Here is a 12,762-nt window from a genome sequence, read left to right as displayed (position 1 = left end):
TTCAATCAATGAAAATTTATGACTGAACTCCAGTCTATTTGACGTTCATATAACGTTCGAAGGCATTATTACGGATGGTCAGTAACTGTTCAAGTCCCATATCATTCAACTTTTTGATATAAGCATCCCAGCCCTCTTCAATACCGCCTTTGGTTACCCACTGGGCACGCATCGTTGCTACATAACCGTCAATATCCGTTGTCAGCGTTGGCAGCTCCTGGAACTCTTCTGCATTGTACATAACCTTCGGATAAGGTGTTGTTACATCAGCACTGCCCAACTGATCGATTTGCAGCTTAAGTCCGTCACCCGCCTTCGGATTAAGCTTAATTTTCTCTTCAAAGGAAGGGCTTACATATTTGGGTCCGAAATCACGCAGAGATTGATCCCAATACCAGGCATCGGCGCTGGTGCCTGCCGGCGGGTCCATCAGCGTGTATGTGCCATCATCATTTTTCTCGATTACCGTTCCGATCGCACCCCAGAAATTCTGAATGCTGGCTTCGTTGGAATAGAACTGATCCGCCCAGCGTGCCGCGACTTCCGGAACAGTACATGAACTTGTAATGAGCAGTTCATTACGGGCCAGATTCATGCCGCCAGGATCCCCTGGCTGATAGCGTTTGCCATCAGGTCCGGCAATAGGTGCAATCGCTTCGTATTGGTCGCTCCACTTGCCAAACACCGCATCAGGTGTCCACTGGTTGCTGAAGCCGACGATTGGAGTGTCTGCATTTTGCCATTTGGCGGATGTCATTGTATTGTCTTGTGTGAACAGTTCTTGATCAATCAGCCCTTCTGAATACAGCTTGTGTGTATAAATAAGAGCTTCTTTATAGGCGTCAGTCGTTGGGAAGAAGACCGGTTTACCGTCCTGCACAATCATGCTGCTGGCATTAATGTCAGTGATTCCGAATGGATTCAGAAAATCCACATTCAGGCCCGTTTCGGTGTACGGAATTTCGTCCTGTTTTCCATTTCCGTTTGGATCTTTTTCCTTAAACGCTTTCAACACCTGATACAGTTCTTCTGTTGTCGTTGGTGCTTTCAGCCCTAGCTTATCAAGCCATGCCTTATTGATTACAGGCTGGTTCCGGCTCTTCGGACGGGCAGGCAGTCTTGTTGGCATGGAATAGATTTTGCCATCAGGGAACGTGCTGATTTTCTTCATATCTGGCGTCTCTTCCATAGCCGCCTTCAAGTTGGGCATATACGAGTCAATGTATTCATCCAGTGGACGGAAATAGCTCAGGTTGTTTACAATGTCCGAATCGCTGAACACCTGATCACCGAGGATAATGTCCGGGAGCGTACCACTGGCAAGCATAATGGATTTCTGTTCACCCCAGTCGTTGGAGGACATGACCTGCCACTCAATATTTACATTGGAATTCTTCTCCAAATCCTTGAGCCATTGATTCTGAGTAAAGGTGTCGCCCATATTCCCCCAACGAACCGTCAGTACCTTGAGTGTGACCGGTTTATTGACAATCGGCAGTCCTTCCTGATTAAAATCGCTTGATACCGTAGTTTCCGCAGGTTCACTACCATTCCCGCTACTACAACCAACAACGCTGACCAACATGACTGACGCGAGAAGCACGCTGCTCATTTTGGTGAACAACTTCTTGCCTATCTTTTTCCCCATTTGGGAACCCCCTTGATTCGTAATGAAATTCAACATGACCTACTCCTTCACTGCGCCGATCATCACCCCCTGATTGAAATACTTTTGGATGAACGGATACACACACATGATTGGAATTGTAGCGATGATAATCACGGAATACCTCATCAAATTGGCAAGACGCAGGGCAACTTGTGCTGCTTCTCCTGTACCCATGCCGGACTGCATCTGATTCGTGATAAGGATATTGCGCAGAATCAGTTGCAGCGGATACAGATTTGGATCTTTCAGATAAATCAGGGCGTTAAAATATGAATTCCAATACCCTACGGCAATCCATAGTCCGAGGACTGCGATGATTGCTTTGGACAACGGTAATACAATCAGTACGAAATACCGCAGGTTACCACAGCCATCGATCTGGGCCGCTTCCCATAGATCCCCCGGAATACTGGTCTGGAAAAATGTCCGGGCGACGATCATGTCGAAAACCACCACGGAGAACGGAAGCACCATCACCAGGAACGTGTTGTAAAGATGGAAGTCGCGGATCGTCAGGAACGTTGGGATCAATCCCCCGCTGAAGAACATCGTAAAGATAAAGAACAGCGAGAAAAATTTGCGCCCGACCAGATCTTTTCTCGATAAGGCATAAGCCGCCGAAATATTAACGACAAGCCCGAAAAGTGTTCCCACTACCGTATACAAAATGGTATTTCGATATCCGATCCAGATGTTTTCGTGTCGCAGCAATTCTTTATACCCTTCAAGCGTAAAGCCTTTAGGGAAAACCCACACCTGTCCGTTAGCCACAGATGAAGGATCACTAAACGAGGCGATGATTATAAAATAGATCGGATAAATGATAGCAATCAGAAAAAGAACTGCAAAGGCATACAATACAACTTCTGCAACCGTAACACGTGATCGACGTTTTGCACGGGGAGCTCGGGTCATTGCTGCCGGTTCCATAACACTCATCTTGTTGGTCTCCCCCCTACCATAGACTGTTTTCACTGTATTTCTTGGATAATTGATTGACCAGAATAAGCAAAATGAAATTAATGACGGTATTAAACAGGTTTATCGCTGAGGAGAAGCTGTATTGGCTGCTCAGTAACCCGATTTTGTATACATAAGTGGACAGAATCTCACTTGAGAGAATGTTCAGGTCGTTCTGCATCAGATAAACCTTCTCAAATCCTACACCGAGTAATCCGCCTACCCGCAGAATAAGCAGCGTGATGGCCGTCGGCAGCAGCATCGGAATATCAATATAACGAACCTTGTGCCATCGACTTGCCCCGTCAACCGTGGCCGCTTCATAGAGGCTTGGATCTACGGCAGACAGCGCGGCAATATAGATAATGCTGTCCCAACCGACATGCTGCCACACGTCAGACCAGACATATACACTGCTGAATAAAGCGGATGAACCCATCAAATCCGGTGCTTGTGCTCCAAAAAGCTGATACATATTTCCAACGAGCCCGGTACTTGGTGAGAATAGGATCAACATTAACCCCACCATAACGACTGTTGAAATAAAATGAGGCATATACGAAACGGTCTGAAAAAACCTTTTGAACCTTCCCGACCTCATCTGGTTCACTAGCAGTGCAAGCATAATCGGAATTGGAAAAGTAGCCAGACTGTACAGGCTAATCACAAGCGTATTGCGGATCGTATTCGTAAATTGATAGGAATGAAAGAATTTCTCAAAGTATTTGAATCCAGCCCAAGGGCTGTCTCCGATTCCCAATGCCGGACTGTAGTCCTTAAAGGCGATTAATACGCCGTACATCGGCTTGTAGGCAAATAAAAGTGTCAACAGAACCGCTGGAAAAAGCAAAACGTAAAGTCCCCAGTTTCGCCTGATTCTCTCCAGCGTTCTTCCAATATAAAGTGGATTGGTCCTCATGGTTCTTCCTTCCCTCCTGTAAATATACTGATGCTGCTCTCCCGTAGGACCTGTCATCTCTGGAATAGCTTCAGTATAAACCGCTTCACATTGGGTTTATCGGACCGCTAAGGACGTTATTCGGACTTCTATGGTTCCATCCATGAACATTACAAGTAACCGAGATGCTTACAAGCAAAAATCATATCGTTATCCAGACTTTCGTGTGTGTAATCCGGACTTCTGAATCAAAAGATGCAAATCTTTATGTTTTTTTCAAACAAAGGTTTTATACTATTCCTGAGATATTAAAGCGTATTCATAACCAAGCAATCAAGAAAGTGGTGCATTGTCCCATGGCAAACCTGAACACCATCAAACCCTACCCCATCCGGCATTATATCCGCATGATGTTCGTCATTTCTTTTGTCGTGCTCATCTTGGATCTCGTAATCAGCATTGCTTCCATCTCCATGGTTAAACAGCAATCCACCCAATACTTGCAGGATGCAGCCGATCTGTACATCAATCGCATTAATCACGATTTTGCGTACATTAATCATTTCATGGGATGGACACTGGCTAATGACGAGAATCTCGACAACATGAATACATATGGTGTGAACAGTATTCCGTTCCTGAAGGCCAACGAGAAACTACATTTGCTCTTCGCCGAGCTGCAGCGAAACTACGGGCAGTCGTACAATTTCTTTTATTATTTGGAGAATAGTGAATATTTCCTCAACTGCGCGCCAATAAGCATCTCCTATTCGGATTATTCCGAAGTGAAAAAACAGATCATTACGCTAACCCGCGATAAAGGTGTATATGAGAAGTTCTATTCCCATTGGACACCAATTCACGTGAACGGCACTTCTTATCTTATCAATATTGTACCGTACTACAACCGTTATCTTGTTGCCTTGATATCCGCAGATGAACTGATCGCCCCTCTCCAGCAGATTAATCTGGGTGCCAACGGGTACGCCTCTCTGGTAGACGAGAATGGAGTGCAACTATCCGGACCTGCCGGCGGGGATCACATACCGGAAGAGAGACACTCATTTCTCGATCTGTTCCAGTCTCATAATATTGTCAGCAGCGACTTCTCCAATGCGGCATTCAGTGTGCGTATGGCCATCAAGTTTGGTGCATTCGAGAAAATCATGGTCGCTCAGCTGCTCATTATGCTGCTTTTTCTGATTGTGACCTCCACATTAAGTGCAATTATGATATTTTTCAGGAGAAATCTGCTTGTTCCCATTCAGCGATTCTCCAAAAATCTGGCGCGTATTAACGAAGGGGACGAAGCGACAGACTTCAAGAGCAGCCGGATTATGGAACTGGAGCAAGTCAATGCACAGTTTAAAGAACTGGTAGGCCAGATTAAACGGTTCAAGATCGATCGCTATGAGCAGGAATTGGAGAAACAAAAAATACGTTTGGATTATATGAAATTGCAGATTAAACCCCACTTTTTCCTGAATTGTCTGACGAGCATGTACAGTATGGCACAGATGCAGATGTACGAGGAAATTGAGAGCATGGCACTGGCTACGTCCCGATATTTCCGATATATCTTTCAAAGTGGGGAGAATTTCGTTCTTCTGGAGAATGAGATTGAACATGTGAGAACGTTCCTGGACATCCAGAAATCACGTTACCGTGATGCTTTTTCCTATCGAATCGAACAGCCTGAGGTCATCACGGGCATCGCTGTGCCACCACTCGTCATTCAGACATTCATCGAAAATGCCGTCAAATATGGGGTCTCCCGGGACCGGGAATTATGTATTACTTTATCCGTGACGGAACAACGACAGGAAAATGGCGATTATGTGCTCATCCGGATTTCGGATACAGGTCCAGGCTTCAGCCTGGATGTTCTTGACGCACTGATGCGTGGAGAAGCACTGGAGCAAACAGGCGGTAACCGGATTGGCATTATGAACACCATCCAACGTTTGGAGTTGTTATATCGGGATGAAGCGAATATTACGTTTGCGAACGACGCAGATGGCGCCCTGATCACGCTTTCCTTGCCTAAAATGATACTGAATTCAGATACTTCGGGAGAGGTGACAAACCATGGATGCATTGCTGGTTGATGATGATTACTTTGTAGTTATGGCTTTGGAAAAGAAAATTGACTGGAAAGCCTTGGGGATCAACACGATATTCACAGCCTACAATATAGCGCAAGCCAAAGAGATTTTGCAAAATTATCCCGTTCAGATTCTCATATGTGATATTGAGATGCCCCAGGGCAGCGGGCTGGAACTACTCGCATGGGTCCGGGAGGAATCGCATAATGTACAGACGATATTTCTGACCAACTATGCCGATTTCAACTATGCTCAGAAAGCAATCGAGCTGCAAAGCTTTGATTATTTTTTGAAGCCTATCGAGTTTGACAAGTTGACCCTTATTATTCAAAAAGCAGTTGCCAAAGCCCGAGACCAGCAGTTCATCGAGAAAGCCATTCATGAGGGTGAACTGTGGCAGAAAAACAGGAGTAAACTGATTGAGGACAGCTGGCGAAGACTGATCTCCGGTAAAGCCTTTCCTTCCGGTCCTGCCGACGTCTCTTCCTTTTTGACAGAACAAAATTGGCCTTATGAAACAACGGATCTGTTTCTTCCTATCCTGGTTAACCTGTTCCCGTATGAACATACACTGGGCAAGACGGACAAGAACCTGTTCGATTACGCTTGTTTGAATGTAATGGTTGAACGGTTCCAGGACACTTTATTCTCCATTGAAGCCATTACCGAGATTAAGGATTACAACTGGATGGTTATTCTAAAATGGAACGGAGCACCGGATGCACAGCTGATTGAATCCATGTGTGGTTCATTCATACCGAAGGTTAATACATACCTGAAGTCGGATGCCTGCTGTAGTATCGGGTTCACTCTGCCGCTGGGTCAGATTCGTCATACCATCAACGAGTTGTTGCTTATGAATGAAGAGCGAATCAAACACCGCAACCAAACCTTTTTACTGGAAAACTATAATAGACCCGAATTGAATTACACCCCGCCTGATCTGGGATTGCTGGAGCAATTGTTGAATGAAAACCGCTTTCAGGCGTTTCTGGATGAAACAGGTCGTTATTTGCATCAACTTGTCCGCGAAGGTGTGGTAGGTACCGCTGTTCTAAGTTTGTTACGTCTTGATCTGGTGCAACTCGTGTATGCCCAATTGAAGAGTAAGGAGATCGAAGTGCATAAGCTGTATATGGGCAAAACGAATGATCAATTGTTCATGCAATCTCTGCATTCTATTGAAGACATGCAATCCTATATTGCCTATCTGGTCAATACGGCTGCTGAATATTTGAATGTTGCCGAACAGCCCAAGTCGGTTGTGCATGAGATTACCCATTATATACGCACTCACTATGGAGAAGATTTAACGAGGAATAATCTGGGGGAGATGGTCTATCTGAATCCGGATTATCTGGCAAGGCTGTTCAAGAAAGAGATGGGAATTTCACTGGGCCATTATGTCATCCATACCCGTCTTGTGGCAGCCCGGCATCTGCTGGAGACCACCGCACAATCGGTGCATACCATTGCTGGAAATGTCGGTTATACCAACTACTCTCACTTCACCAAACTGTTTAAGCAAGAGATGGGCTGCAGCCCCAATGAATATCGCAAGAAGCAGAAAGAAGGCTCTCATGAAACGGGATGACCTTTTTCACTGTAATAAAAAATGCCACCCTGAGTATCGTACGCAGCGTGGCATTTGCTGTTTTAATGTGGCTTTACTTATTCGCACTAATGACTTCATTCACTTCCTTGGTAATTTGGTCACCACCAAGCTTTTTCCAATTTGCAACAAAGTTGTCGAACTCGTCAATAGACAGGTTGCCGTAGATGATTTTCAGAAACGTCTCAGCGCGCAGTTTATCCAGGGTTGCCTGTTTCGTGTTCATGGTTCTCGTTGGGGCGTAGATAAATTCATTCATGACAATGAGATCGTTATCCCGATAATATTTGATGACGCCCTGCGAGCTTTCCGGTCCAAAAATACGTTCCATATGCCACTTATCCAGATTTCCATTGCGGTAATCCATAATATCATCGTAGAACAGCTTCGCTTCAAGCTCTAATCCGGATGTATCTCCCGTTTTGAGCGCCTGCTCGACCTCATCCTGTGCCTTCACGTTTTTGTTGGCAGGCAGATTGGATACGGTCGCATTATGAAAACCAAGTCCGGTCAAACCGTTCAAATACGCAGCACGCTCTTCCTTGGCCGACTCACCAAACATTTTCTCTGCCTGGAAATTCAGCAGCTTGATCAATGCTTCCGGGTGCTCATAACCTTTACGTACGGCAAATATGCCGCCCAAGCTTAGGTGATTCTGCGTTTTGGCAGGCTGATCGTCGATCGATTGAACCGGATAAGGCAGCCAGTCCACGTTCTTATCCTTCTTAATCATGCTGCTAACCTGAAATGGTGCCCATTGTGGCAGGAAGAACATGCCTGATTTGCCTGCATTCACATCTTCCATCATCTTCGTAAAATCCTTAACACCAAACTCGGGATCGAGTACACCCTTCGAATACAGATTTTGCAGTTCGCGCAATCCTTCCTTCACCTCAGGCTGAATGGTACCATTCACAACCTGACCTGAAGCATCCTTGATCCAGGTTTCGAGATAACCATGATAACCGAGCAGGAACGCATTAATTGGCAAATCCTTGTTGAGTGCAATACCATACGTATCGTCTTTGCCATTTCCGTCCGGATCTTCAAAGGTGAAGGCTTCCGCAATTTTGATGACGTCCTGCATAGACTTTGGTGCTTCAAGCCCGACTTTTTTCAACCAATCCTGGCGAATCCAGATCATATCCGAGGAATCCAGCGAGCCTGGGAAGCTGACCATCGCGTATATCTTGCCATACTTGGTTACTGGCTTCAAGCCTGCTCCATCCTCAGCAGACATAAATTCCTTGACCAGATCGGATGCATACTTATCATAGACCTCGGTCAAATCTTCCAGCATCCCCGCTTCATGCAGCTGTTCAAACTGCACAGCACTCACTTTCAATACATCCGGCAAATCCCCACTCGCCAGGGTAACGTTCATTTTGTCATTATAATTGGCATCCGGGACAATCCAGTCGTAGGTGACATCGATCCCCAGCTCGTCCTTGTATCCTCTGGTCCAAATGTTATTGGCGTGTGTATCGCCTTCGGCAAGCGATTCTTTCCCGGTTTCATTCATGGTTGATGTTAATTTGATGGGTGGATCATATTTCGTAAGCGGACCTCCTGCATCCTGCTGTGTGTTCGGTTGGGCTTCATTCTCAGCACTACCTTTACCCGATGAACAGGCTGCAAGCGTCGTGGCCAGAACCATAGTTAACGTTAACAATGAGAATTTCTTTAATGACATGTTCATGCGAATCCCCCTTTTTAATCCTCCCGTGAGGTATATAAGATGAACTAATGAATGTTAAACGTTGCACTCCGATAGCAGAACAACCTTTTGATCGCTGTTATCCCCAGATTTCCTTTATCCCTTTTTGAAGGGAGAAATCCGGTGATAAAGGCGAGTTTATGCTTACGAAGTAGCTTTCAAGGAAAGCTTTTAGCTCCGCTTCTTCAGGTCTCTTCTGCTCTCTCCGTTATGGTTTAATCTTCTTTCATCTTATATATAATTTTATTGTATAAAGAAAGCGCTATCACCTCGAGTGTACCCCGTTGACATTTGGTATCTTTGATTTACCATTTAAGGATTGATCTAACTTTTTTGATCCCGATATTCCTGCGGTGTGCAGCCTATGGCCTTTTTGAAGAAACGATAAAAATAGTGCTGATCACTAAATCCGACCTTGGCGGATATTTCATGCATTTTGCAGGTGGAGCCGAGCAGTAATTCCTTGCTGCGCTCAATGCGTCGGTCATGGATATAGTCGGATATGCCTTTGCCAGTTATGCGCTTGTACCAACGGGAGAGATATGACGGATTAAGAGAAACCTCTTGTGCAATTCGGGTTAGCGATAGGTCATCCTCCAGATGGTACTTGATATAATGATGAATGGTGATGAGAATCTGCGACTGATCATGAATACGTGTAACACTTCTTTTGGAGATGATCCATTCATATGCCGATTGATAGAAAACCACGAGATCAGACCAAGGCGTATGGATGTCAAAATGAAGCATGCGAGATAACGCAATTTCCTCCATTGCTGATTCGTACAAGCCCAGTTCATGAAGAAGTTCAATCAGTCCATTACCTGCGCCTGAATAGATCTTCATTCGAAAGAACGGGTCCTGAAGTCCTTCTTTTGAAGCTTCTGTCCATTTGTGAAACGATTCCATCCACTCCCTGTCTCCTGCTGTAACACGCTGCCTGATCTGATCCAGATGAAGAGTCGCAACACTCTGCTGATTCAAAATATTGGGAGTGTATGGCGATTCATGCTGCACCTTGACCCGAAGAAGCTTCTCCATCCCAAGTCCAGGGCCCTCATGGATCGACAGGCGCAGCTGTGCAATGGCCTGACTTAGCTCCATCCACTCCACCGCCTGTTCACTCACCATAATGGAGACGGACAGATTCAGACAATCCGCACAGGATTGCTGCACAGACTCCAGCGTTCCATAGACGAAACGCAGCGTCTGTTCCCACTGCTCCTGCCGTCCTGTATGGTAGCTCGATGGCTTCTCCTTGGGCTGAACAAAACAGGCGATCACCTGATAATCCAGATCAATAGCTTTAACCTTGGCCTTATCCTGAAGCAGCTCCTCCGCAACATTGGCAACCGCATAGCGAATTAAACTCCGGTCCGCCTGGGATTGATAGTTGTTCCACTCCTCAACCCGTATGATGACCGGAATTATAGACTCATTGGACATGAAAGGTAACTGGACCGCATCCAATTCTTCCTGAAGCGAGGCGATATCATGTCTTTCTGTTCGTTTTAGGAGATCCAGCAGCAACTGTCTTTGCAGCTGCGGCAGCGCTCTGGGCAGCTTGCTGCGAAACCAGGCATGCTGATAACGGAAATCATTTTCCTCTGCAATCTGTGTTAACGCCCGCTCTACCGCTGCGCGAATATGACTCATGCCCTCTGTCTTTAACAGGTAATCCACGACACAAGGGTTACGTATTGCTTGATGTGCGTAATCAAATTCGTTATGACCTGTCAGCAATAGTACTTTACATCGTGGCCAACGATCCATTATCTTCTCGATCAGCTCCATGCCATCCATGCCAGGCATGCAGATGTCGCTGAGTACAATATCAATTTTGACAGAATTCAACCATTCGATTGCTTCAAAGGCAGAAGATGCCTTAATAATCTCCATATCCTGAAAATCCGCTTTTTGAAAGAAAGCATATAGACCATCCAAAATAACCGGTTCATCATCTACAATTAACATTCGCTGCATTCAATTACTCCCGTCTACATGGAATATTTAAAATCATACATAAACCGCCCAACTCACTACGCTGCGCACAAAGACCATAACCCGTTCCGAACTTGATCCTTAAACGTTGATTCACATTCATTAGTCCCGTAATCTCTTCATTCCCATGTCTCTGGTTCGCAGATTCCTGAAAGGATGCTTGCAGGCTGCTCAGAATTTCATCTGTTAATTGATCGCCATCATCCTCTATCCGAATGGACAACTTGTCGTGTTCAACTTGATAGGATAATTTCAGAATGCCTCCCTGACTGCGTTTGGCAAGGGCATGTTCAAATACGTTCTCAACTATTGGCTGAATAATGACTCGGGGAATGGCGATGTCTCGATACTCCCTACTTAGTTCCTCCAGTTGCAGTTGGACTCTTGAGCCAAATCGAATTTTCTGAATAGAAGCATAGACTAAGGCATGGTCCACCTCTTCACCGAGCGATACCTCGGAATGAGAATCCCTGGACATATACCTGAAATATTGACCCAAATAATCGGTAAATTCCTGAATCAATTCAACATTCTCGACCTCGGCCATTTGCTTGATGCTGAACAGACTGTTATATAGAAAGTGAGGCTGAATCTGGGACTGCAAATGTTTGAGTTCTGCCTCGCTGGTTCGAATCCGGGCAACATAATTTTCATCAATCAAAATATGTAAGCGCTCTATCATGTGGTTGAAGCGAGAGTATAAATAACCAAATTCATCTCGTCTGGATTGCGGAATATGAATACTGGTCTGACCCTGCTCCGCCATTCTGAACCCGCGAATGAGCACAGATAACGGCTTGTGAATTGACCTGTAGATTGAAAAAGAGAAGATCATAATGATGACCATTGAAATAAGCGTCAACGTCCACAGCCATAAGTTGTATTGTTCCAGGGGAGCTTGGAGCACATCATTAGGGATACTGGCTGTCAGCGTGAACGAGTGATCGGGATCATATAGCGAATAATACAGATATGGATCAGATTGAAATCTCGTCACTTGCATGGATTCTGGAGATATCGGTAATACCTTTTGCAATTGTGCTGCCGATGCAGGTTTATCAGAAGAGGAAATGGCTACATTGTGCTTCTCTCCGAAGCTCAGTGTAATATCACTGCCTCCTGTTTCCGCGAGCTGCTGCAATCTGCGCTTCAGTTCTTCCGCAGACAAGCGGATGCCTAATATAAAATTGGGCGGTTCCTCATGATTCATGTTATACGGATTGCTTTTGAGAAAATAAAGATGGTTATCCGAATAAGACAACTCACCATTCAGATTCCCCATAGTTGCCAGCAGATCCTTCCATTCTGTCTCCTCCACATTGCGAATTCCGTCCACCGCGCTGACCCGTTTATGCAGAGCCGGAACGTAATACACAACATCGCTGATATAGGGACTCGTCACCATGATCTGCCCCAGCTTGTTATGGATATTATTGAGACTGGAAGTCACCTCATATCTGCTCATAATCACAGCTCGTGTACTCAGGGTAGACATCGTTTCATCGAACGAAAATTCGGTAACAAGTCCACTCATTCGCTCCAGTTCAAATTGCAGATGATTGTGGTAAAAATAAAGCTTTGATTCATGCGCCTTCTCCACTTCCGTCTGCATTTGCTTGGAGCTGGTATGCGTGATCATAATGCTGATCCCATAAAGGGGCAGGATGACGAGCACAAAAGCAATCATCAGTTTGACGACGATGGATGCATTTTTCCAAGTGCCCACCGCGAACCTCATTTTCCCTTCACTCCTCTCCTCAACGGCAAAAAGGAGCCGGAAATCGGCTCCTCCCATTGGTT

Annotated in this window: 8 protein-coding genes; 2 read left to right on the top strand and 6 right to left on the bottom strand. The window is 45.4% G+C overall.

Annotated elements, in window-relative coordinates:
* Positions 1-34: 34 nt before the first annotated feature.
* Genes ACFVQB_RS04660 through ACFVQB_RS04650 form a run of 3 tightly spaced genes read right to left on the bottom strand, consistent with a single transcriptional unit; the run spans position 35 to position 3,548 of the window.
* Complete coding sequence (locus ACFVQB_RS04660; RefSeq protein WP_379435219.1) at positions 35-1,648, bottom strand: type 2 periplasmic-binding domain-containing protein; 1,614 nt, start codon at positions 1,646-1,648, stop codon at positions 35-37.
* Between the two features lie 39 nt (positions 1,649-1,687).
* A complete protein-coding gene (locus ACFVQB_RS04655) occupies positions 1,688-2,584 on the bottom strand; it encodes a carbohydrate ABC transporter permease (RefSeq protein ID WP_379436320.1) in 897 nt (298 codons plus the stop codon).
* A gap of 40 nt (positions 2,585-2,624) precedes the next feature.
* Positions 2,625-3,548 (bottom strand): ABC transporter permease, encoded by a 924-nt coding sequence (locus tag ACFVQB_RS04650; protein ID WP_379435218.1) that lies wholly within the window; start codon positions 3,546-3,548, stop codon positions 2,625-2,627.
* A gap of 335 nt (positions 3,549-3,883) precedes the next feature.
* On the opposite strand from ACFVQB_RS04650, the gene ACFVQB_RS04645 reads away from it, so the two are divergent.
* Both ACFVQB_RS04645 and ACFVQB_RS04640 read left to right on the top strand, forming a co-directional pair.
* Positions 3,884-5,635 carry a sensor histidine kinase gene (locus tag ACFVQB_RS04645; protein WP_379435217.1) on the top strand — a complete coding sequence of 584 codons (1,752 nt, stop codon included), beginning with the start codon at positions 3,884-3,886 and terminating at the stop codon, positions 5,633-5,635.
* Complete coding sequence (locus ACFVQB_RS04640; RefSeq protein WP_379435216.1) at positions 5,616-7,226, top strand: response regulator; 1,611 nt, start codon at positions 5,616-5,618, stop codon at positions 7,224-7,226. Before ACFVQB_RS04645 ends, ACFVQB_RS04640 begins: the two co-directional genes overlap by 20 nt.
* 73 nt (positions 7,227-7,299) lie before the next feature.
* On the opposite strand, the gene ACFVQB_RS04635 is transcribed toward ACFVQB_RS04640, so the two are convergent.
* The 3 genes from ACFVQB_RS04635 to ACFVQB_RS04625 form a co-directional block, all read right to left on the bottom strand.
* On the bottom strand, positions 7,300-8,943 hold the full coding sequence (locus ACFVQB_RS04635; RefSeq protein ID WP_379435215.1) for an extracellular solute-binding protein: 1,644 nt from the start codon (positions 8,941-8,943) through the stop codon (positions 7,300-7,302).
* 342 nt (positions 8,944-9,285) lie between these two features.
* A complete protein-coding gene (locus tag ACFVQB_RS04630; RefSeq protein WP_379435214.1) occupies positions 9,286-10,944 on the bottom strand; it encodes a response regulator transcription factor in 1,659 nt (552 codons plus the stop codon).
* Between the two features lie 4 nt (positions 10,945-10,948).
* Positions 10,949-12,757 carry a sensor histidine kinase gene (locus tag ACFVQB_RS04625; protein ID WP_379435213.1) on the bottom strand — a complete coding sequence of 603 codons (1,809 nt, stop codon included), beginning with the start codon at positions 12,755-12,757 and terminating at the stop codon, positions 10,949-10,951.
* Positions 12,758-12,762: the final 5 nt, after the last annotated feature.

Origin of the sequence: Paenibacillus sp. NPDC057886, assembly GCF_042796655.1 — a bacterium.
Taxonomy (GTDB): Bacteria; Bacillota; Bacilli; order Paenibacillales; family Paenibacillaceae; genus Paenibacillus.
This window is presented reverse-complemented; position numbering and strand designations above follow the sequence as displayed.